The following is a 21,840-nucleotide window of genomic DNA, read 5'->3' on the forward strand; positions in this document are numbered from 1 at the left end:
ACCATACCCCGGACGGCATCGCCGGGGGCAGCGGTCCGGTTGAGTATTTGAGGAACGATGAAGCGGGTTTACACGCCGACCTCGGGCCCGGGGCAGGCCAGCGGTTCGGAGCTGCGCCCGACCTCGTAAAGCTCGCTGCCCTCCGGGTCGCTTTCGAACCGCGCGGTCAGCCCGCCGGGGCCGCTGAAGAAGCTCCAGCATTGCGGGTCGGGGTTGTCCTCGTAGACGAAACAGATCTGGCCGCTTTCCTCCCACCAGACGCCGTCCTTGCACTCCCCGTCGAGGAAGGACCAGCGCACGCGGCGGTTGGGCAGGTATTCCTCGGCGCCGTAGGGCGTGCCGCTTTCGGCATAGGTGAAGGTGTGGCCGCGGGTCAGCGCGTCGAACTCGGCCGCGCCGAGCGGGGTCTGCGCGCGGGCGGCCAGCGGCAGAAGGGCGAGGATCAGGATAAGCTGTCTCATGCCGGGCAGAGTGCCGCAAATCGCCCCGCCGCGCCAGTCACGCCAGCGCGAGCGGCAGGGGGGCGCCACGTCAGGCTTGCCCGCCGGGCGCGGGGCGCGCAGCCTGTGGCGCAAACGGGAGGGGTGTCATGGGTCTGATCCTTGTTGTTGCCGGCGCGGCGCTGTCCGCGCTCTACCTCGTGCGGTATTGCCGGGCGGGCGAAAGCTGGGCGAAGACGGCGGTAAAAACCGGCAGCCTGGGGTTTCCGATGCTGGCGCTGTGGCCGATGGGCTGGCCGGGGCTGTTCGTGGTCGGGCTGGCGGCCTGCGTGGCGGGCGATTTCCTGCTGTCGCGGCCGGGCGACGGCGCGCTGAAGGCCGGGATCGGCGCTTTCGCGCTGGGCCATCTGCTGTATATCGCCGCGATGGCGGGGCAGGGGCCGCTGGTGCCGGGCTATGTTCTGCCCGCCGCGCTGCTGGCGCTTGCGCTGTCCACCGAATATTGGCTTGCGCCCCATACCGGCGGGCTGCGCTGGCCGGTGCGTATCTATGTGGCCATCATCGTGGCGATGGGGATCGTGGCGGCGCTGACAGGGCGGGGCTGGCTGATCGCGGGATCGCTGGTATTCATCGCCTCGGACCTGATCCTGTCGCTGCAGCTTTTCGGGCGGCTGGGCGGCGTGCCCGCGCGGGTGGCGCCTTTTGCGATCTGGGGGCTGTATATCGCCGCGCAAGTGCTGCTGGCGGTGGGCTTCGCGCCCTGAGGGGTCTTTCAAAACCGCCGGTGAAGGGCTAGGTCAGGACAAACGCTCAAGGATCGCTGCCCATGTCGCTGTTCGGCAAACTCAAGGATCGCCTGTTCAAATCCTCCTCGAAGCTCGAAGAGGGGCTGGATGCCATCGTCAGCGATGGCGGCACCGTGGACGATGTCACGCCCGAGCCGGAGCCTGTGCCGGAACCCGAGCCCGCACCTGAAACAGAACCGCAGCCCGACCCCGAGCCGCAGCCGGACCCGGCGCCGCGCGAACTGCCCGACGCACCGGAAGAGGCGCCGCAACCCGCGCCACCGGACGAAACGCCGGAACCGCCGCGCGAAACCCCCGATACCCCGCCCGAGGAACTGCCCGAGCCGGAGCATCCGCCAGCCCCGGACGAAACCCCGGCCCCCGCGCCCGAACAGCCCGAACCGGCGCCGCAGGAACTGCCCGAGCCGCCCCGCGAAACCCCCGCCGACGCGCCGCAGGAACTGCCGCCGATGCCGGTGGAATACCCCGACGACACCCCGCCCGAGGTGATGACGGCGGCGATCCCCGACACCCTGCCGGATACCGGTGCGGAGCGGCAGAAGCCGGGCTTCCTGGGTCGGCTGCTGGGGCGCGGCGCGGACAGGAAACAGGTCGTGCGCCGGGTGCTGGACGACGAGATGCTGGAACAGCTGGAGGAGTTGCTGATCGCCTCGGACATGGGGGTGGATACCGCGCTGCGCGTTACCGCGAACATGGCCGAGGGCCGTTTCGGCAAGCGGCTGTCCACCGACGAGATCAAGCAGATCCTGGCCGACGAGATCGCCCGCGTGCTGGACCCCGTCGCCCGCCCGATGCCGCTTTATCCGAAAAAGCCGCAGGTGGTGCTGGTGGTCGGCGTGAACGGCTCGGGCAAGACCACGACGATCGGCAAGCTGGCCAGCCAGTTCAAGGCCGCGGGCAAGCAGGTGGTGATCGCCGCGGGCGACACGTTCCGCGCCGCCGCAGTCGAGCAGTTGCAGGTCTGGGGCGACCGCGCGGGGGTGCCAGTGCTGACTGCGCCCGAGGGGTCGGACCCCGCCAGCCTGGCCTTCGACGCGATGACGAAGGCCGAGGCCGAGGGCGCCGACCTGCTGCTGATCGACACCGCGGGGCGGTTGCAGAACCGCAAGGACCTGATGGAGGAGCTGGCCAAGATCGTCCGCGTCATCCGCAAGAAAGACCCCGAAGCGCCCCACAACACGCTGCTGGTGCTGGATGCCACGACCGGGCAGAACGCGCTGAGCCAGGTGCAGACCTTCCGCGAACTGGCCGATGTCTCGGGCCTTGTCATGACCAAGCTCGACGGCACCGCCAAGGGCGGCGTGCTGGTGGCGCTGGCCGACCGCTTCGGCCTGCCGATCCATGCCATCGGCGTGGGCGAACAGATCGATGACCTTGCCCCGTTCGACCCGGCCGAATTCGCCGCCGCCCTGACCGGGCTGGAGCGTCAGGCGCCGCGTCCGGCTTGACCTTGCCCTGCCATCGGGTGTTTGTCTGCCCCCTGTCGTCCGGGGCCGAGTCGGCCCCGCGCCAATCCCGTTCGATCCAATGGAGTGCCCCTTTGCCCGTTCCCACCACGATGCCGGAAATCCGCCGCACCACCGAGATCATGGCCGAACCCGACGGGCTGGCCGCCTTGCTCGACGCCGGCAGGATCGACCCCGCGGGCGACGAGGGCTGGCCCGAGGAACGCCACCTTCTGGGCGAATGCGTGCTGCTCGACGGCGAGCGGGCGGTGGGATTCGGCCGGCTGATCTGGGACGCCCATACCGACGACCTGCCGCGCGTGATCGACCTGGCCTTCGCGCCGGGGTTCCGCGCGCCGTTCTTCGTCGACACGCTGGAGCAGGAACTGATCGCCGAATATGCCACCGAGGCCGAGGGCGGCGAGGTCGTGCGCGGCCATGACGGGCGGCTGATCGACATCACCCGCGCCGCCGTGACCGAGGGCCGGCACCTTGCCGCCCACGGCCAGCGGCGCCCCCGCGCATGAGCGACTGGCTCGCCGCGATCGAGGGCACCGAGGCCGGCCACCAGCTTGCCATGGTCCTTGCCCTCGTGGCGGCGGTGTTGCACGCAGGCTTCGGCGCGCTGCAGAAGGGGCGGCACGACCCGTGGCTGGCGCGCGGGTCGATCGACCTGTTCTACGGGCTGATCGCCGCGCCGGTCGCGCTGTTCGTCGTGCCCTGGCCCGAGCCGCATATGTGGCCGATCTTTGCCGGCGCCTTCGTGATCCACACCGCCTACAAGTTCCTGCAGGCGATGGCCTATGCGCGCGGCGCGTTCACCGTGGTCTACCCGGTGGTGCGCGGCACCGGGCCGCTGTTCACCGTGATCGGCGCCTATTTCCTGTTCGGCGAGACATTCACCCCGGCGCAATGGCTGGGGGTGGGGGTGCTGCTGGCCGGGATCTACGGGCTGGCCATCTACAACCTGCGTTACCTGGTCGATGCGCGCGACACGCTGGTGCCGGCGCTGGGGCTGGCGGTGGTGACGGGGCTGTTCGTGGCGCTCTATACCACCTACGACGCCTATGGCATCCGCGCCACGACCAACCCCTTCACCTTCATTTTCTGGTTTTTCTTCATAGATGGATGGGCGATGCCGGTGCTGGCGGCGCTGCGCTGGCGGTCGATGGACAGGCGCCCGGACATGGGGCCGCTGGCCCTGCGCGGGCTGATCGGGGCGATCATCGCCTTCGGCTCTTTCGGGTCGGTGATGATGGCCACGCGGCTCGACAAGGTGGGCGAGGCGGCGGTGCTGCGCGAAACCTCGACCGTCTTCGCCGCGCTGATCGGCTGGCTGATCCTGAAGGAAACCGTGGGCCCGCGGCGCATCGCCCTGATGGCGTTGATTGCGGCGGGCGCCGTGATAGTTGAATTTGGCGGATAAGGAAAAAGGAGGGCCGGATGGCTGCGCGTGAGATCAACCCGATGCTGAAATCGGCGCTGGAACTGGGCCCGGTCCTGGCGTTCTTCGTGGCCTATCTCTGGCTCAAGGACGAGGTGTTCACTATTGGCGGGCGTGAATATTCCGGCTTCATCCTGGTGACCGCCGGGTTCATCCCGCTGATGATCGTGACCACCGGCCTGCTGTGGAAGCTGACCGGCAAGCTGTCCAGGATGCAGGCGGTGACGCTGGTGCTGGTTGTCGTCTTCGGCGGGCTGTCGGTCTGGCTGAACGACGACCGGTTCTTCAAGATGAAGCCGACGATCATCTACCTGATCTTCGCCGGGCTGCTGGGGTTCGGGCTGTTGCGCGGGCAGAGCTATCTGCAGCATGTCATGGACGAGATGATGCCGCTGGCGCCCGAAGGCTGGATGAAGCTGACCCGCCGGCTGTGCCTGTTCTTCTTCGGGCTGGCGGTCCTGAACGAGGTGATCTGGCGCAGCATGAGCACCGAATCCTGGGTCTGGTTCAAGACATTCGGCCTGACCGCGGCGGTGTTCCTGTTCTTCATCTTCCAGGGCGACATCTTCCGCAAATACGGCGAACAGGAACAGGAAGGCGAATAACGCCCGGCTTGCCCGCACCCGTTCCGCTGATAACGGCCGGGTGATCGGACGATCCCGGATAACCGTCAGCCTGCCCCGAACGCCCTGCGGATCGCCGTTCTCATCGCGTGGATCGGTGGCGTGGTGGCGCCGGGGCGCACCCCCAGCACCAGGTTGGAAACCGGCATGTCGCCGAATCCCTCCTCCGGTGCGAGCCGTCGCAAATCCTCGGTCATGCCTGATGCGCCCAGCAATCCGATCGCGATGCCGGCTTCGATCGCGGCGGCGACACCCGAAACGCTCTGACTGGAATAGACGATACGGAAAGGCCGCCCCGCCGCCGCCAGAGCGTCCAGGGCCGCGTCACGCCACCAGCAATCCCGATCGAAAAGGGCAACGGGCAATGGATCGCGGGACAGAAGATCGTGATGGCGCGAGACCATCCAGCAGGTTCGTTCCTCCTGCAGAATATCCGCGCCCGGCCCGGGGGTTGCCACTTCGAAGATTGCAATGTCCAGTGCGCCCGACGCAAGCGCATCGGGAAACCCCGCGCTGAGGGCGCAGGTGACATCGAGATCGACAAGCGGATGGGATTGCGCGAACCCGGCCACGATCCGGGACAGCCGGTCTTTTGTCTGGTCGTCGGGAATGCCGAGGCGCAGCTTGCCATGCAGGTCGTCCGACGTCAGCTCGCGCAGCGTCGCGTCCAGCTTTCGGGTAATGTCGCGCGCGACCGGCAACAGGCGTTCGCCCGCCTCCGTCAAGACAACCCCGCGCCCATGCCTGTCGAAGACGGGCCGGCCCAGGATGTCCTCCAGTTTCCGAACCTGAAGGCTGACGGCGGATTGCGACCGGTAAACCCGCGCGGCCCCTTCGGTGACGCTGCCGGCCTCGGCGACTGCCAGAAATGTGCGCAACAGGTCGCTACTCAGGTGATCCATTCGAAAACCTCATGCCTGCGACCTGAATAACCCGTTTTACGGATACCTGGCCAGCCCCCATACTTGCGTCACCGATCCGAAAAGGTGCGCGATGTCCGATCAAAGCCAGAATGGAACCCACCAAATGACCAGACCGGCCCTGCTTTTGGGGCTTCTGGTGCTGATCGCTGTCGGAGCGGTGATATGGCCCGGCGAGATGTGGCCCATGGCACGGTTCGTGATCTTCGGTCTTGTCTCTGTCGCGCCGCTCGTCGTTCCGGGCATCGTTCTGGCCGCGTGGATCATGGCCAGTGGGGCGGACGCCCATATCGCAAGGGTTTTAGAGGGAAGGGCGGCCCATGCGATCATCGGGGCGGCCGCGGTCGGGGCGATCACCCCGGTCTGCGGCGTCACGGTTCTGCCGCTGATGGCCGGATTGCTGGCGGCCGGGATTCCACTGGCACCCGTCATGGCCTTTTGGCTGTCGTCCCCGATCACCGGTCCGGCGATGCTGGCGGCGACGGCGGCAACCCTCGGGTTCGGGTTCGCGGCAGGCAAGACGGTTGCCGCGTTCGGTCTCGGGATCTGGGGTGGGGCGGTCACGTCGATCTTTGCGAAACAAGGCTGGGCGACGGCGTCCCTGCGCCATAACGGGATCGTCGGGACGCTGTCGAAGGGCAGTTGCAGAGCCCCGTTGTCATTCGATGCACGGGTCTGGAACGACACGGGGCGGCGAGCGATCTTCAGGCAGAATGTCCTTTCCACCGCGCGGCTGATCCTGATGTGCCTTATCCCCGCCTTCGCGGCGGAATACGCCCTGAACACAGCCCTGCAGCCCGAGGCCCTGTCGGCCTATGTGGGCGACGACGTGCGGTGGGCCATTCCGTTCGCAGTCTTCGTCGGCGCGCCCGCCTATCTCGACGGATACGCGGCGCTGCCCCTGACGCGCGGACTGATGGACCACGGCATGTCGCCAGGGGCTGCAATGGCCTTCCTCGTTTCAGGGGGCGTGGTCAGCATATGGGGGGCAATGGCGATCTTTCCCGTGCTCAGGCTGAAACCCTTTCTCCTGTATCTCGCGCTGGCGGTTTCGGGATCGCTGATCGCGGGTTACATTTTCGATTGGATTGCATGATCGCTGCGGGATTGGCCGGGACTTTCCGTTTCCAGTTATTGACGAAAGCGCCGCACACGGCAAAAGGGACTTCAAACTGCCCTTGGCTGCGGGCCGTGCAAATGGAACATCCCTCCGCCGCGTTTCACCTGCGGAACAGTACCGACTGCGCCTGCCTGTCATGGGGCGCCCCGTCGCGCAGCTCGGCGGCCAGTGCGCGGCCGCGCAGCACCGCGGGGCGCGCGCCCATCTCTTCCAGCCAGCGGGCCATGTGGGGCTTGTCGTCCAGGGTTTGCTGCTGGCCCTCCCACAGCGATGCCCAGCCCCAGATCGCCATGTCGGCGATGGAGCAGAAATCGCCCGCGACAAAGGCGTGTTTTTCCAGTTGCCGGTCCAGCACGCCGTAAAGCCGCGCGACCTCGTTGCGGTAACGGTCCCTGGCGTAGGGCAGGTCCTGGGGCGGGTCCATCTGCGGGGCGTATTTCAGGAAATGATGCGCCTGTCCCGCCATCGGGCCCAGCCCGCCCATCTGCCACATCAGCCATTGATCCACGGCGATGCGATCGCGCTCGGTATCGCCATAGAAACGGCCCGTCTTGCGCGCCAGGTATTGCAGGATCGCCCCGGATTCGAAGATCGCCACCGGCTTGCCATCGGGCCCTTGCGGATCGACGATGGCCGGCATCCGGTTGTTCGGTGAGATCTTCAGAAACGCGGGGTCGAACTGGTCGCCCCTGCGGATGTCGATCAGGTGCAGATTATAGGGCAGGCCCATCTCTTCCAGCGCGATGGACACTTTCCAGCCGTTCGGCGTGGGCCAGAAATACAGGTCGATCGGGTCTTGCATGGGGCCTCCTGCGCGGTCGCGCTCAGGATGACGCATTTCGGGCGAAGGGCAAGGGCAGCGTCACGCGCGGCGGGTCAAGCAACCGTGACCAGCGCGGCTGCGGGGCCTTTGGCAACAGCCTTTGCAAGTGTGCAAGGGGCAGAGTGTCCGGCTCGGACAGGAACGCACGGTAAAGGTCGAACACGCCGGGGCGCAGATAGGCCGACCAGTGGCAGATGCGCGCGCGGGGCGGGGCGATGGCATATCCCCGGCCGGCCAGAACCGCCAGCGTCCGCGGATCGTCGATCTGCAGGGTCAGCGTGTTGGCCTGTCCGGGCAGGCCGTGGCCGATCACCCGGTCGCCGGGCACCGGAGGGGTCACCAGACGCTCGAGCAGGAAATCGAACAGGTCGTTCTCGCGGCTGGTGACGTTGATCAGCTCCACCCGCCGCCCCGCCCGGGTGTCGAGCGCCGCCGCCGCGCTGGCGGCGAACTCCGCCCCCGTCAGCAGGATCGCGCGGGACAGCGCGCCCTCGGGCAGGTGGCGCAGGGCCGACAGCACCACCCGCGCGCCCAGCGAATGCGCGATGGCGTGGACGGGGCGGTGCGGTGCGGTTTCGCGGATCGCCGCGATCACGCGGGCCAGTGCGACGCCCGCGATGCCGGCCTGCGCCCATGCCTGCCAGATCGTGCCGCGCGCGGGCCAGCCGAAAGCCACCGCCGCCGTGCCGTCCTGCCCAGCCCCCAGCAGGCGCGGCCAGCTGACCGCCTTGCGGCAGGCAACCTCGTCCTCGGACAGGATATGGCGGTGCGGGCAATGCTGCGGATGTCCCGGCTGGAACTTGTAGCCATGGGTCATGATCAGGACCGGCCCCCGGCCGCCCGCCAGAGGGCCGAGATCGGGCAGATCGTCCTGCCCCGAAACCTGCGCGTTGATCCGTAGAAGCGTCATGCCCGCCACCCACAAGATGTTGTGGACGGGCATAGGCGTGCCCTGCGACAGCGATGTGACGGTTTGGTCACCGCCGCGTGACGGTTGACGCGCGCGCGCACCGGGCGTAAACGCATCCCGTGGCGATTTGTTACCGGATTGCGGGCCACGTTAAAGATGCCGCTAAAGAGGTCAGACGCAAAGGGCCCCCTTTCGCTTGACCGCGACCGGGGGTTTTTTCATGGGGTGCGATACCCCGGAGGATGCGCGATGAACGACGATTGGAACGCCCGCACGAAACTGGTCCATGGCGGCACCCGCCGCAGCCAGTATAACGAGGTGAGCGAGGCGATTTTCCTGACACAGGGCTTTGTCTACGACAGCGCCGAACAGGCCGAGGCGCGGTTCGTGCAGGCGGGGCCGGATGAATTCATCTATGCCCGCTACGGCAATCCGACCGTCGCGATGTTCGAGGATCGCATCGCCGCGCTGGAAGGGGCAGAGGATGCCTTTGCCACCGCCAGCGGCATGGCCGCCGTCAGCGGCGCGCTGACCGCGATGCTGAAGGCGGGCGATCATGTGGTCGCATCGCGCGCGCTGTTCGGTTCCTGCCTTTATATCCTTGAGGAGATCCTGCCCCGCTACGGCGTCGAGGTGACGCTGGTCGATGGCGCCGACCTTGACCAGTGGCGCGCGGCGGTGCGCCCGGACACGCGCGTCTGTTTCTTCGAGTCGGTTTCGAACCCCACGCTGGAGGTCATTGATATCGCAGGGGTTTCGGAAATTGCGCACGGCGTCGGCGCCGTCGTGGTCGTGGACAACGTGTTCGCCACGCCGGTCTGGTCCCGCGCGCTGGAGCAGGGTGCCGATGTCGTTGTCTATTCCGCCACCAAGCATATCGACGGGCAAGGCCGCGCGCTGGGCGGCGTGATCCTCGGCACGCGCGACTATATCCGCAAGACGGTCGAACCCTACATGAAGCACACCGGCGGTTCGATGTCGCCCTTTACCGCGTGGATCATGCTCAAGGGGCTTGAAACGATGGACCTGCGCGTGCGCGCGCAGACCGCCACCGCGCAGGCGCTGGCCGAGGCGCTGGAAGGCGACGACCGGCTGGCGCGGGTGATCTTTCCCGGCCTGTCCGCGCATCCGCAGCACGATCTGGCCATGGCGCAGATGGGCGCGGGCGGCACGGTTCTGTCGCTCGACCTGAAGGGCGGGCAGGCGGCGGCGTTCCGGTTCCTCAACGCGTTGCGCATCGTGGTGATCTCGAACAACCTGGGCGACGCGAAATCCATCGCCACGCACCCGGCCACCACCACGCACCAGCGCCTGCCGGACGATCAGAAGGCGCAGCTTGGCATCACGCCGGGGCTGGTGCGGCTGTCCTGCGGGATCGAGGATACCGGCGACCTGATCGCCGATATTCGCGCCGCGCTGGACGCGATCTGACCCGGGGGGAGAAGTGATCCGGGGTGTCGTTTCTATCGTAACGATCTTCGAAATTGGAAATATCCCGGGCCATACCCTAAATTAGGATGGCGAGGACATAGCGGAGGGGCCGCGCCATGAATATTCACACGCCTGAGATCGACCGCCAGCCGGACCGCGAGGACGCGCGCGAGGCGCTGATGCGCCTGCGCCGGTGGGCCGAAGGGGCCAGCGTCGAGGAAATCGCCGATCTCGACCCGGCGATCGCACGGCTTTTGCCGGGGGCGGGGGCATCGGATTACCCCGCGCTCAGCCGCGAATACCCCGAAGGTTTTTCTGTCGACAGCGCCTACAAGGCGTCGCTGCCCGACATGCAGAACGGCCCCGCCAGCCTGATCCGCGGCGAGAAACAGCAGATCCAGCATGTCGGCATCAGCAATTTCCGCCTGCCGATCCAGTATCATACCCGCGACAATGGCGACCTGACGCTGGAAACCAGCGTGACCGGCACCGTCAGCCTTGAGGCCGACAAGAAGGGCATCAACATGTCCCGGATCATGCGGTCATTCTACAAGCACGCGGAAAAGACCTTTTCCTTCGAGGTGATCGAGGCCGCGCTCGACGATTACATGAGCGATCTGGAAAGCTTCGACGCGCGTATCCAGATGCGGTTTTCCTACCCCGTGCGGGTGCCCTCGCTGCGGTCGGGGCTGGCGGGATACCAGTATTACGACATCGCGCTGGAACTGGTCGAAAGCGCGGGCGTGCGAAAAAAGATCATCCATCTCGATTACGTCTATTCCTCGACCTGCCCGTGCTCGCTGGAACTCAGCGAACACGCGCGCATGACGCGGGGGCAACTGGCCACGCCGCATTCGCAGCGGTCGGTCGCGCGCATCTCGGTCGAGCTGGCCCCCGGCGGCGATTGCCTGTGGTTCGAGGATCTGATCGATATGGCACGCGCCGCGGTGCCGACCGAAACCCAGGTGGTCGTCAAGCGCGAGGACGAACAGGCCTTTGCCGAGCTGAACGCCGCCAACCCGATCTTCGTCGAGGATGCCGCGCGGCTGTTTTGCGAACGGCTCAAGCGCGACGGGCGGGTGGGCGATTTCCGCGTCATCGCCAGCCACCAGGAAAGCCTGCACAGCCACGATGCCGTCAGCGTGCTGACCGAGGGCGCCACATTCGCCGCCGAAAGCCTTGATCCAAGGCTTTTCGCCTCGCTTTTCCACGTCGGCTGAGGGCTGCGCGCGAAATGGGCAGCCGCGCCCGGGGCTGCTGAAATACTTGGCAAACCGATCACATTTGCGGGCCGCTCCCACCGGGGCGGCCCGGTTTCTTGCCGACCTGTGCCAGGCTTGCGGGCAGGTGTCGCGCGGCTGTTACGCTGCGCGCGCATGATCGTGTCCAAAACCCGAGGAGAGTCAGGATGAGTGCCGTTCCCCTTCCCGTCAAGGTCAGCTGGTATGCCTATCACTTCGCCGCCAGCACGTTCGAGGCGCAGATGCGGATGACCCATGCGTGCTGGATGGCGATGATGCAGGCGCACCCGCTGGCCCCGCACGGGCTGGCCGAGGTCAGGAAGGCGGCCACCGGCCCGGATGCGGCCCCGGCGCCGGGTCCGGCCAAACCGCGCCGCGCGGCCCGCCCGAAACCGGCACAGGCCAAGCCCGCGAAACCCGCGCGCAAACCGGCGAAACCCCGGCCGGCGCAGAAACCGGCCCCCGCGGCCCGGGTCGCCGCGCCGCAACCCGCCGCGGCGCCAGAACCGGCCGCCACCGTGGCCAGGGCGCCCGAACCCGCCGCCAAAGCGGCGGAACCGCCGAAATCCGGGCAAAAGCGCAAGACCCGCGCGCCCTCGGCCCCGCCGCCGATGCCCAAGGGGACAGGCGAGGGCTAGGCAGCCTTGCATCGCCTGCAAGGCGGGTATTCCCGGTTATCGGTGGTAAGGTCAGCTATAGTGACCTATCTTGCGTGTCAGGGAGGGAACCGAAATCTGAACAGGAAAGGTTCCGACAATGGCAACTCTGACCACGAACACCTCCGAAAAACGCTCTTTTCTGGCCGCGTTCGGCGCAGCCATCATGACATGGTTCGAACGCTATGCCGAGGCGCAGTCGCGCCGCGCCCGTATCGTGGCGCTCGAGGCGAAGACCGACGAGGAGCTGGCCGCAATGGGCCTGCGCCGCGATCGCATCGTGCATCACGTTTTCCGCGACCTCTACTACGTCTGACCGCGAAGGGCGGGGCTGGCGTTCCCTCCGCCGGCCCCGCCGACAGGATGCGCATCGTGCCGCTTGACAGCGCGGCCCGCTGCCGCCAAGCCTGCGATCCATGTTGGACCCGCGCCCCGTCGGATATGTGATCGGCCTGCTTGTCGCCGTCCTTGGCCTGATGATGCTTCCGCCGATGCTGGTGGACATCGCCGAGGGGCGCGAGCATTGGCCGGTTTTCTTCGAAAGCGCGGTCCTTACCTTCCTGACCGGCGGGCTGGTGGCGATGGCCTGCCAGAACACCCGGCACCAGGAAATCACGATCCGGCAGGGCTTTCTGCTGACCGTGGGCACATGGGTGGCGTTGCCGGCCTTTGCCGCGCTGCCCTTCATGCTGGGCGAAACCGACGCGCGTTTCGTCGATGCGCTGTTCGAGGCGATGTCGGGCCTGACCACCACCGGCACCACGGTATTTTCCGGGCTCGACGAACTGCCCAAGGGCATCCTGCTGTGGCGCGGCATCCTGCAATGGCTGGGCGGGCTGGGGATCATCATCGTCGCCATGCTGTTCCTGCCCATCATGCGGGTGGGGGGGATGCAATTCTTCAAAAGCGAAAGCTTCGACACGCTGGGCAAGGTGATGCCGCGCGCCATCGACATCTCGAAGGCGCTGCTGGCGACTTACCTCGCGCTGACGCTGCTTTGCGTCTTTTCCTATGCCGCGCTGGGCATGGACCTGTTCGAGGCCACGGTGCACGCCATGACGACGGTTTCGACCGGCGGATTCTCGACCACCGATGCCTCGTTCAGCGCCTATGGCGGGCCGATCCACTATGTCTCGGTGCTGTTCATGTTCCTGGCCTCGGTGCCCTTCGTGCGGCTGATGCTGATCGGCTCGGGGCAGGTGCGCCCGCTGCTCAGGGATTTCCAGGTGCGGGCCTATGCCGCGATGATCCTTGCCTCGGTCGTGCTGATCTTTGCCATTCGCGTGCTGCAGGGCGAACCCTTCGACGAGAATCATTTCCGCCATATAGCCTTCAACGTGATGTCGATCTTTTCCGGCACCGGCTATGGCGATGGCGACGTGACGCTGTGGGGCGCCGCGCCGGTGGTGGTGCTTCTGACGGTGGGTGCGGTCGGCGGCTGCACCGGCTCGACCGGCTGCTCGCTCAAGGTGTTCCGCTACCTGGTGCTGTTCAAGGCGCTGGCCGCGCAGCTCCGCCTGATCGGCAGCCCGCACCGCGTCGTGTCGATCCGCCTCGGCGGCCGCCCGATCGAGCGTGACGTGATCGAATCCGTCATGCTGATCTTTACCATGTTCATCCTGACCTACGGGATCATGTCGGTGGCGCTGGCGCTGACCGGGCTGCCCTTCATGGAGGCCACGACCGGCGCCTGGACCGCGATCTTCAATATCGGCCCCGCCTTCGGCGAACTGGTCGAGGACAGCGGCGCGCTCGGCGCCTTTCCCGACACGGCCAAGTATATCATGACCTTCGGCATGTTGCTGGGCCGGCTGGAAATCGTCGTGGTCTACGTGCTGTTCACCGCGACCTTCTGGCGGGGCTAGGGCGCCCCGTCAGTCCCGCGTGCCGGCAAACCGCTGCTGCCAGTCCTCGCGGCTGTCATCGGCGATCTTGGCGAACAGGTTGTCCGGCACGGCAAAGCCATGTCCCGCAGGCATCCGCTCCAGCGCCTGCGCGATGTCGCCGGGCCAGTCGGCGTCCAGCGTCATCGCCTCCAGCATGGTCCTGGCCGTGAACGGGATGAACGGCGCCGACAGCGCGGCGTAAAGCGGGATCAGGTTCAGCGCGAACCGGATCTGCGCCGCCGCGCGCGCCGGGTCTTCCTTGAACGTCGCCCAGGGCGCGGCCTCTTGCAGGTATTCGTTGCCCGCCACCCAGATCGCGCGCAATTCACCGGCCGATTTGCGCACCTCCATCGCCTCCATATGCCCCTCGTAGGCGCGGATGCGGGTGGTCAGCTCGTCGATCACGGATTTTTCCTGCGCGCCCCATGCGCCGCCCTCCGGCACGACCTCGCCGAATTTCGAGCGGCAGAACTTGGTCACGCGGCTGACGAAATTGCCCAGCACATCGGCCAGGTCCTTGTTCACCGAGGCCTGGAAGTTCTCCCACGTGAATTCCGCGTCCGAGGATTCGGGCGCATGGGACAACAGCCACCAGCGCCAGTAATCCGCCGGCAGGATCTCCAGCGCCTGATCCATGAACACGCCGCGCCCGCGCGAGGTGGAAAACTGCCCGCCATCGTAGTTCAGGTAGTTGAAGCTCTTGATGTAATCCACCAGCTTCCACGGCTCGCCCGAGCCGAGGATCGTCGCCGGAAAGCTCAGCGTGTGGAAGGGCACGTTATCCTTGCCCATGAACTGGGTATAGGTCACGTCCCCGGCCCCCGCGTCGGTGCGCCACCAGCGCGCCCAGTCACCCCCCTTGCCCGCGTTCACCCATTCCTGCGCGCAGGCGATATATTCGATCGGTGCGTCGAACCAGACATAGAACACCTTGCCCTCCATGCCGGGCCAGTCCTTGTCGCCGCGTTTGACCGGAATGCCCCAGTCCAGGTCGCGGGTGATGCCGCGATCCTGCAAGCCGTCGCCGTCGTTCAGCCATTTCTTCGCGATCGAGGTGGTCAGGACCGGCCAGTCGGTTTTGGAGTCGATCCATGCCTCCAGCTCGTCCTTCATCTGGCTCTGGCACAGGTACAGGTGCTTGGTTTCGCGCATTTCCAGGTCGGTGGAGCCCGAGATCGTGGAATGCGGGTTGATCAGGTCGACGGGGTCAAGCTGCTTGGTGCAGTTGTCGCACTGGTCGCCGCGCGCGCTTTCGAAGCCGCAATTGGGGCAGGTGCCCTCGATATAGCGGTCGGGCAGGAAACGGCCGTCGGCGCGCGAATACATCTGGGTTTCGCTGACCTCGCGGATCAGCCCGTTCTCATACAGTTTCGCGGCGAAATGCTGGGTCAGCCGGTGGTTTTCCGGGCTCGACGAGCGGCCGAAATGATCGAAGGACAGACCGAACCCCTCGGCGATGCGGGCCTGCACCTGGTGCATCTCGGCGCAATATTCCGGCACCGGCTTGCCGGCCTTGGCGGCGGCCAGTTCCGCCGGCGTGCCGTGTTCGTCGGTGGCACAGAGGAACAGCACCTCGTGCCCGCGCCCGCGCTGGTAGCGTGCGAACAGGTCGGCGGGAAGCTGGCTGCCGACCAGGTTGCCCAGATGCTTGATCCCGTTGATGTAGGGGATGGCCGAGGTGATGAGATGCCGTGCCATGTCCATGCCTTTTTTGCGCGTCTTGGGCCCCCTTTAACGCAGCTTGCGGGCAGGGGCCAGTGGGGTCGGGCGCGCGGGCCGGGCCTGCGCCCGCTTCACGGCTCCTCGCGGTCGCGCCGGGTCAGCCAGCCGATCAGGAACGAGGTGCGCGGCGCATAGACATAGCGCGTGCGCCGCCCCGAGGCGGGCCGCGCGCGCATCCGCACCAGCCCGAACACCACCAGCACCGCATGGCCCACCGCGATCATCACGAACATCGCCGGCGGACCGAAAGCCTCGATCAGCCACGAGGCCACCAGCGGCGCGGCGATCGCCCCCAGCGCGTAATGGAACATCAGCGCCGCCGACAGCTCGACCCGTTCGGAGGTTTCGGCGAAATCATGGGCATGGGCGGCGGCCACCGAATAGATCGGGAAGGTGGTCAGCCCGAACAGCCCCGCCGTCAGCAGCACCTGCGTGGTGGTCAGGTCGCGCGTCAGTGCGGTCAGCGTGCAACTGCAGATCGCCGCCACCGACAGCCAGATCAGCACGAGGCGGCGGTCATACTTGTCGGCCAGCCAGCCCACGGGGTATTGCGCCAGCGCGCCGCCGGCCACGAACGCGGCCAGGAACCACGCGATCTGGTCGGTTTCCAGCCCCACGCCGGTGCCGTAGACCGGCCCCACCATGCGGAACGAGGCGCTGGACAGCGCCGCCACGATCACCCCCGCCGCCGCCAGCGGCGAGCGCGTGACCGCCAGCATCGGGCGCAGGCGCGGCGCATCCGGCGTTTCGGGCTGGGCGGTCCTGGTCAGCGTCAGCGGCAGCAGTGCCGCGCAGCAGACCAGCGCCAGCAGGTTGTAGGACACGTAAGAGGCGGGCTCCAGCACCGAGATCACAAGCTGCGCCATCAGCGATGCGCCCATATCGGCCACGCGGTAGGTGCCCATCGCGCGGCCGCGCGTCTCGTTCGTGACCTTGGCCTGCAACCACGCCTCGATCACCGTGTAACATCCCGCCACGCACAGCCCCGAGGCCACCCGCATCGCCGCCCAGGCCAGCGGGTCGATCACCAGCATATGCGCCAGCAGCCCGATCGCGCCGGTGGCGGTAAAGGCCGCGAAGGCGCGGCTGTGGCCCACCGACCCCATCAGCCGGGGCGCCCACCAGCAGCCGACGAAGAACCCCAGGAAATGCGCCGACCCCAGCAGGCCGATCTCGGCGGTGGTGAAATCCAGCACCAGCCCCGACAACGCGTCGAGCGGCCCAACGCCGCCGGTGGAAAGCTGTAGCAGGACGACCGACAGGAACAGGGCCGCGAAGGAGATGATCATACGCATGTCGCCGGGCAGCATCGCAGGCCGGGCCGCGAGCGCAAGCAGGTTGCCGACAGGCGATGTCGCTTTCGGGCAGGGCGGGGGTGAAGGGGGCTGTCGCGCGGTTTTGCGGTGAAACCGCGCGGTGACATGTGAAGGTCGCGCCAGCCCGGAACAGCCGCGCAGCGGCCCGGGCATCGCACGGCCGCCCCCCGGCCGGGCGATTGGTTGCCGTAAGCACTCCGATTTGAGGGAGGATGTGGCGGCAAGATAAAGTGCCAGTCACAAATGTCGGATCGCCCGACCGCGGCCATGCGATGCCCTTCTGTTGCGAAACACCCGAATAGCAGAAAAGCCCCCGCTTACCCCTCCGGTCCCGCCGGCACGAGGTCGCGCTTGCCGTCCCGTTCGTGCAACACCCAGCTTCGCGGCGGCAGGGCGCGGGCGCGGCGGCGTTCCAGCCGCCAGCGCCGGTCCTCGCCCTCATGCGCGGGGGCCATGTGCCAGCGGCTTTCCACCCCCGGTGCGCCGCCATCGCCCGGTGTCAGGATCAGGCCCAGCGGCGCTTGTGCTGCGGCCCCTGCCGCCAGGTGCAGCCGCCGCACCGGGGTCAGGCCGGGCAGCTCCGGCAACTCGGCCACCACCAGCGGCACCGCGCCGCTGCGCAGCGCCTCTTCCATGCACCACAGGATGTCGTCGGGGCGTTTCGGGGCGGCGAACAGGAGCCGCCCCGGATCGGCCCATCGCACCATGCCGCAGGGATTGACGCCCTCGCCCGGCCAGGCCGGTGCGATCCACAGGACCGGCCCTTCGAGCGCGCCCGCGATCCACAGCGCGCAGCTGTGCCGGGCGGGGCCGCAAAGCTCGTGCAGGCGGCCGGCCGCCAGCGCCACGGGCGGCGCGGGCGCGACGACGGGCGCGGCACGGCGAGGCCGGCGTGAAAGGGCATGAACGGTCATGGGGACGAGTATATATGTTCGCTGAATGTTCTCAATATCCCGCGCTGGCCCGGCTGGCAATTTCCGCTGGCCGGGCTAGTGTGCCCCGGACGGACAAAAAGGGACGGACAGGATGAAGAAGAACCCGCTGGGCCGCACCGGCCTGATGGTGAGCGAACTGTGCCTCGGCACGATGACATTCGGCACGCAGACCGACAGGGCCACCGCCCATGCCCAGATCGACCGCGCGCTTGGCGCGGGCATCAATTTCATCGACACCGCCGAGATGTACCCGGTCAACCCGGTCTCGCCCGAAACCGTGGGCCGCACCGAGGAGATCATCGGCGACTGGATCGCTGCCAACCAGGGCCGGCGCGGCGATTTCGTGCTGGCCACCAAGCATCCGGGCGAGGGCTCGGCCATCCGGCCCGGCGGCACGCCGATGATTTCGTCGCAGACGATCCCGCAGGCGGTCGAGGGCTCGCTGAAGCGGCTGAAGACGGATGTGATCGACCTCTACCAGTTTCACTGGCCCAATCGCGGCTCTTACCAGTTTCGCCGGAACTGGAGTTACGACCCTTCGGGGCAGGACCGCGCCGATACGATCGCGCATATGGAGGATGCGCTGGGCGCGCTGGCGCGCGAGGTGGACAAGGGCAATATCCGCCATTTCGGCCTGTCGAACGAATCCGCCTGGGGCACGACCATGTGGGCCTGCGTGGCCGACCGCACGGGCGGGCCGCGTCCGGCCTCGATCCAGAACGAATATTCGCTGCTCTGCCGGTTGTTCGACACCGACCTGGCCGAGGTGGCGGTGAACGAGGATGTGGGATTGCTGGCCTTTTCGCCGCTGGGCGCGGGGTTCCTGACCGGAAAATACCAGGGCGGCGCGGTGCCCGACGCCTCGCGCATGGCGCTGAACCCGGAAATGGGCGGACGGAAATCGGCACGTGTTTTCAAGGCCGTGCAAGCCTACCTTGACCTGGCGCATGAACATGGCGTCGACCCGGTGCACATGGCGCTGGCCTGGGCGGTGCGGCGGCCCTTCATGACCTCGGTGATCTTCGGCGCGACCACGCTGGCGCAGCTCGATCACGTGCTGGCGGGCGCGGGGATGGAATTGGGCGACGATCTGCCGGGCGCCATAGACGAGGTGCATCGCGCCCATCCGATGCCCTATTGACCCCCTTTCCCCGGGCGGCGATTTCGGCCAACACTGTGCCATGCCCCTGCGGGCCAACCGGCGGAGGATGCCCATGCCCCTATCCATGAACCGCGAGGTGTTCGTGACCTGCGCCGTCACCGGCTCGGGCGCGACGCAGGACCGGTCGCGCCACGTGCCGCGCAGCCCGGCCGAGATCGCGGCCAGCGCCATCGACGCGGCGCGCGCGGGTGCGGCCATCGTGCATTGCCATGTGCGCGACCCCGACACCGGGGCACCGTCGCGGCGGCTGGACCTGTACCGCGAGGTGACGGACCGCATCCGCGAGGCCGAGGTGGACGTGGTGCTGAACCTGACCGCGGGGATGGGCGGCGACATCGTTTTCGGCAGCCCCGAGGCGCCGTTCCCGCTGAACGCGGATGCCACCGACATGATCGGCGCGGCCGAGCGGGTGGAGCATGTAAAGCAATGCCTGCCGGAAATCTGCACGCTGGATTGCGGCACGATGAATTTCGCCGAGGCCGATTACGTCATGACCAACACGCCCGGCATGTTGCAGGTGATGGGGCGGATGATGACGGCGCTGGGCGTCAGGCCCGAGATCGAGGCCTTCGACACCGGGCATTTGTGGTACGCGAAACAGCTTGTGGCCGACGGGGTGCTGGACGCCCCCGCGCTGGTGCAGCTGTGCATGGGGGTGCCCTGGGGCGCGCCGGATGACCTCAATACCTTCATGGCGATGGTGAACAACGTGCCCGACGACTGGACCTTTTCGGCCTTTTCGCTGGGGCGCAACCAGATGGCCTATGTCGCTGCCGCCGTTCTGGCGGGCGGCAATGTGCGCGTGGGGCTGGAGGACAACCTGTGGCTGGATCGCGGCGTGCTGGCCAGCAATGCGCAACTGGTCGAGCGCGCGGTCACGATCGTCGAGACCATGGGCGCGCGGGTGATCGGCCCCGCCGAGGTGCGTGCAAAACTGGGCTTGCAGAAACGGGCCCCGGCGGCATGAGGACCGCGCGCGATCATGGGGGCGCTGCCCCCGCCGCGCCGCTGGCGCGACCCCCCCGGAGTATTTCGGGCAAGATGAAGGGGCTGGTGGCGCTGGGCGCGATGGCGGCGCTTGCGGCCTGCCAGGGCACGCCGGGGGTGGTGTACCGCGATGTGAGCGCGCCGATCTCGTCGCAGGTGGACGTGACGGCCGCGCGGCTGGCCGGCGACTGGCGGGTGCGTGTGGCGCCCGCGCAGGGGCCGGTGGCGGCGGGCGATGCGCTGCGGCTGTCCGAAAGCGCGCTGTCGCTCGACGGGCCGGGGCGGTTCGAGGTGGTGGCGGGGCCGCTGGAGGGGCTGGTGCTTTGGGTGCTGTGGCTGGATGCCGATAACCGCACCGCCGCGATCGGCGGGCCGGACGGGCAGTTCGGCTGGATCATGGACCGCGCGGCGGAGGGCGGAGAGGACCGCATTCGCGCCGCGCGCGAGATCATGGCATGGCAGGGATACGACATGGCACGGATGACAGAGCCGGACGGATGAGCGGCAGGGCGGCAATCATCGGCGGCGGTGTGATCGGCGGCGGCTGGGCCGCGCGGTTCCTGCTGAACGGCTGGGACGTGGCGGTGTTCGACCCCGACCCCGAGGCCGCGCGCAAGCTGGACGAGGTGCTGGAAAACGCGCGCCGCGCGCTGCCCGGGCTGGGCGACGTGGCGCTGCCGCAGGAGGGGCGGCTGCGTTTCGCCACCACCATCGCCGAGGCGGTGGCGGGTGCCGGTTGGATACAGGAAAGCGTGCCCGAGCGGCTGGAGCTGAAGCACCGGGTCTATGCCGAGATGGCCGGGCATGTGCGGGACGATGCGGTGATCGGCTCGTCCACCTCGGGGTTCAGGCCGTCGGAATTGCAGGCGGGGCAGGCGCTGGCGGGGCAGATCGTGGTGGCGCATCCGTTCAACCCCGTCTACCTGCTGCCGCTGGTCGAGGTGGTGGGATCGCCGGCCAACGGTGCGGATGTCGTCGCACGGGCCTGCGGGCGGCTGACGGCGCTGGGGATGAGGCCGCTGCATGTCCGGGCCGAGATCGACGCGCATATCGCCGACCGCCTGCTCGAGGCGGTCTGGCGCGAGGCGCTGTGGCTGGTGACGGACGGGATCGCCACCACGGAAGAGATCGACGACGCGATCCGCTTTGGCTTTGGCCTGCGCTGGGCGCAGATGGGGCTGTTCGAAACCTACCGGATCGCCGGGGGCGAGGCGGGGATGCGCCATTTCATCGGCCAGTTCGGGCCCTGCCTGCACTGGCCCTGGACGAAGCTGACGGATGTGCCCGAGCTGACCGACGAGTTGATCGACCGGATCGCCGAGCAGTCCGACGCGCAATCGGGCGCGCATTCGATCCGCGACCTGGAACGCATCCGCGACGCCAACCTTGTCGGCATGATGCGGGCGCTGGCGCAAACGGGCTGGGGCGCGGGCGCGGTGCAGACCGCCCATGACGCGGCGCGCGCCGCCGCTGCGGGGCTGGTGGACCGGGTGGACGACCTGGCCGATCCCGCGCAGCCGGTGCTGACGCTGACCCGCACCGTGCCGCTGGACTGGATCGACTATAACGGCCACATGACCGAGGCGCGCTATCTCGATGCCTTCGCGCAGGCGACCGACCGGCTGATGCGGATGGTGGGCTGCGATGCCGAATATATCGCGGGCGGCGGCAGTTTCTTTACCGCCGAAAGCCATGTCCGGCACCTGGACGAGGTGCGCGCGGGCGCGCCCATCACCGTGCATACGCGGGTTCTGGAGGGGGCGGGCAAGAAGATGCACCTGTGGCACGAGATGCGCTCGGGCGGGCGATTGCTGGCCACGGGCGAGCATATGCTGCTGCATGTCGATCTTGCCACCCGCCGCGCCGCGCCGCCCGCGCCGCATGTGGCCGCGGCGCTGGCGCGGCTGGCCGATGCCCATGCCGCCTTGCCGCCGCCCGAGGGCATGGGCCGCGCGGTGGGGGCGCCGCGGTGA

General features: G+C 67.7%; 22 protein-coding genes and 1 riboswitch. Of the genes, 15 read left to right on the top strand and 7 right to left on the bottom strand.

What is annotated here, in order from left to right:
- Window positions 1-68: 68 nt before the first annotated feature.
- Window positions 69-461: a hypothetical protein gene (locus F3H87_RS03375; RefSeq protein ID WP_149786448.1), complete on the bottom strand. Its 393-nt coding sequence runs from the start codon at window positions 459-461 to the stop codon at window positions 69-71.
- A gap of 128 nt (window positions 462-589) precedes the next feature.
- Between F3H87_RS03375 and F3H87_RS03380 the strand changes: the two genes are divergently transcribed.
- From F3H87_RS03380 to F3H87_RS03400, 5 genes are all read left to right on the top strand, one after another.
- Window positions 590-1,204 (top strand): lysoplasmalogenase, encoded by a 615-nt coding sequence (locus F3H87_RS03380; protein WP_149786447.1) that lies wholly within the window; start codon window positions 590-592, stop codon window positions 1,202-1,204.
- A gap of 62 nt (window positions 1,205-1,266) precedes the next feature.
- On the top strand, window positions 1,267-2,694 hold the full coding sequence (gene ftsY, locus F3H87_RS03385) for a signal recognition particle-docking protein FtsY (protein ID WP_149786446.1): 1,428 nt from the start codon (window positions 1,267-1,269) through the stop codon (window positions 2,692-2,694).
- Window positions 2,695-2,786: 92 nt separating this feature from the next.
- The gene (locus F3H87_RS03390) at window positions 2,787-3,218 is read left to right on the top strand and encodes a hypothetical protein (protein ID WP_149786445.1); all 432 of its coding nucleotides are present in this window, start codon (window positions 2,787-2,789) and stop codon (window positions 3,216-3,218) included.
- Window positions 3,215-4,117 carry an EamA family transporter gene (locus F3H87_RS03395; protein WP_149786444.1) on the top strand — a complete coding sequence of 301 codons (903 nt, stop codon included), beginning with the start codon at window positions 3,215-3,217 and terminating at the stop codon, window positions 4,115-4,117. The genes F3H87_RS03390 and F3H87_RS03395 overlap by 4 nt, the downstream gene beginning before the upstream one ends.
- 17 nt (window positions 4,118-4,134) lie before the next feature.
- A complete protein-coding gene (locus F3H87_RS03400; protein ID WP_149786443.1) occupies window positions 4,135-4,740 on the top strand; it encodes an inner membrane-spanning protein YciB in 606 nt (201 codons plus the stop codon).
- Between the two features lie 65 nt (window positions 4,741-4,805).
- Here F3H87_RS03400 and F3H87_RS03405 read toward each other — a convergent pair whose 3' ends face one another.
- Entirely contained in the window at window positions 4,806-5,660 is an 855-nt protein-coding gene (locus tag F3H87_RS03405; protein ID WP_149786442.1) for a LysR family transcriptional regulator, read from the bottom strand.
- A 124-nt stretch (window positions 5,661-5,784) separates the two neighbouring features.
- Here F3H87_RS03405 and F3H87_RS03410 point away from each other — a divergent pair, with 124 nt between their 5' ends.
- Window positions 5,785-6,774, top strand: a complete 990-nt coding sequence (locus F3H87_RS03410) for a permease (protein WP_223227950.1) — start codon at window positions 5,785-5,787, stop codon at window positions 6,772-6,774.
- A gap of 124 nt (window positions 6,775-6,898) precedes the next feature.
- Here F3H87_RS03410 and F3H87_RS03415 read toward each other — a convergent pair whose 3' ends face one another.
- Window positions 6,899-7,600 (bottom strand): glutathione S-transferase N-terminal domain-containing protein, encoded by a 702-nt coding sequence (locus tag F3H87_RS03415; protein ID WP_149786440.1) that lies wholly within the window; start codon window positions 7,598-7,600, stop codon window positions 6,899-6,901.
- Between the two features lie 22 nt (window positions 7,601-7,622).
- On the bottom strand, window positions 7,623-8,531 hold the full coding sequence (locus tag F3H87_RS03420; RefSeq protein WP_149786439.1) for an alpha/beta hydrolase: 909 nt from the start codon (window positions 8,529-8,531) through the stop codon (window positions 7,623-7,625).
- A 109-nt stretch (window positions 8,532-8,640) separates the two neighbouring features.
- Window positions 8,641-8,718, top strand: a riboswitch (SAM riboswitch).
- A 62-nt stretch (window positions 8,719-8,780) separates the two neighbouring features.
- On the opposite strand from F3H87_RS03420, the gene metZ reads away from it, so the two are divergent.
- From metZ to F3H87_RS03445, 5 genes are all read left to right on the top strand, one after another.
- Window positions 8,781-9,962: an O-succinylhomoserine sulfhydrylase gene (gene metZ / locus F3H87_RS03425; RefSeq protein ID WP_149786438.1), complete on the top strand. Its 1,182-nt coding sequence runs from the start codon at window positions 8,781-8,783 to the stop codon at window positions 9,960-9,962.
- 116 nt (window positions 9,963-10,078) lie between these two features.
- Complete coding sequence (gene folE2, locus F3H87_RS03430) at window positions 10,079-11,182, top strand: GTP cyclohydrolase FolE2 (protein ID WP_149786437.1); 1,104 nt, start codon at window positions 10,079-10,081, stop codon at window positions 11,180-11,182.
- A gap of 188 nt (window positions 11,183-11,370) precedes the next feature.
- Window positions 11,371-11,841: a hypothetical protein gene (locus tag F3H87_RS03435; RefSeq protein ID WP_149786436.1), complete on the top strand. Its 471-nt coding sequence runs from the start codon at window positions 11,371-11,373 to the stop codon at window positions 11,839-11,841.
- A 118-nt stretch (window positions 11,842-11,959) separates the two neighbouring features.
- Window positions 11,960-12,175, top strand: a complete 216-nt coding sequence (locus tag F3H87_RS03440) for a hypothetical protein (RefSeq protein WP_149786435.1) — start codon at window positions 11,960-11,962, stop codon at window positions 12,173-12,175.
- Window positions 12,176-12,275: 100 nt separating this feature from the next.
- On the top strand, window positions 12,276-13,724 hold the full coding sequence (locus F3H87_RS03445; RefSeq protein ID WP_149786434.1) for a TrkH family potassium uptake protein: 1,449 nt from the start codon (window positions 12,276-12,278) through the stop codon (window positions 13,722-13,724).
- 9 nt (window positions 13,725-13,733) lie between these two features.
- Here F3H87_RS03445 and metG read toward each other — a convergent pair whose 3' ends face one another.
- The 3 genes from metG to F3H87_RS03460 form a co-directional block, all read right to left on the bottom strand.
- Complete coding sequence (gene metG / locus F3H87_RS03450; protein ID WP_149786433.1) at window positions 13,734-15,443, bottom strand: methionine--tRNA ligase; 1,710 nt, start codon at window positions 15,441-15,443, stop codon at window positions 13,734-13,736.
- A 95-nt stretch (window positions 15,444-15,538) separates the two neighbouring features.
- Complete coding sequence (locus tag F3H87_RS03455) at window positions 15,539-16,762, bottom strand: MFS transporter (RefSeq protein WP_149786432.1); 1,224 nt, start codon at window positions 16,760-16,762, stop codon at window positions 15,539-15,541.
- A gap of 338 nt (window positions 16,763-17,100) precedes the next feature.
- Window positions 17,101-17,697, bottom strand: coding sequence for an ImuA family protein (locus F3H87_RS03460; RefSeq protein ID WP_223227951.1), 597 nt, complete (start codon window positions 17,695-17,697; stop codon window positions 17,101-17,103).
- A 112-nt stretch (window positions 17,698-17,809) separates the two neighbouring features.
- On the opposite strand from F3H87_RS03460, the gene F3H87_RS03465 reads away from it, so the two are divergent.
- The 4 genes from F3H87_RS03465 (at window position 17,810) to F3H87_RS03480 (ending at window position 21,840) form a co-directional block, all read left to right on the top strand.
- A complete protein-coding gene (locus F3H87_RS03465; protein ID WP_149786431.1) occupies window positions 17,810-18,859 on the top strand; it encodes an aldo/keto reductase in 1,050 nt (349 codons plus the stop codon).
- A 73-nt stretch (window positions 18,860-18,932) separates the two neighbouring features.
- The gene (locus F3H87_RS03470) at window positions 18,933-19,847 is read left to right on the top strand and encodes a BKACE family enzyme (protein WP_149786430.1); all 915 of its coding nucleotides are present in this window, start codon (window positions 18,933-18,935) and stop codon (window positions 19,845-19,847) included.
- Complete coding sequence (locus F3H87_RS03475; protein WP_149786429.1) at window positions 19,844-20,368, top strand: lipocalin family protein; 525 nt, start codon at window positions 19,844-19,846, stop codon at window positions 20,366-20,368. Before F3H87_RS03470 ends, F3H87_RS03475 begins: the two co-directional genes overlap by 4 nt.
- The gene (locus tag F3H87_RS03480) at window positions 20,365-21,840 is read left to right on the top strand and encodes a carnitine 3-dehydrogenase (protein WP_149786428.1); all 1,476 of its coding nucleotides are present in this window, start codon (window positions 20,365-20,367) and stop codon (window positions 21,838-21,840) included. Before F3H87_RS03475 ends, F3H87_RS03480 begins: the two co-directional genes overlap by 4 nt.

The sequence above is a fragment of the Lutimaribacter pacificus genome (genome assembly GCF_900142185.1).
Taxonomy (GTDB): domain Bacteria; phylum Pseudomonadota; class Alphaproteobacteria; order Rhodobacterales; family Rhodobacteraceae; genus Lutimaribacter; species Lutimaribacter pacificus.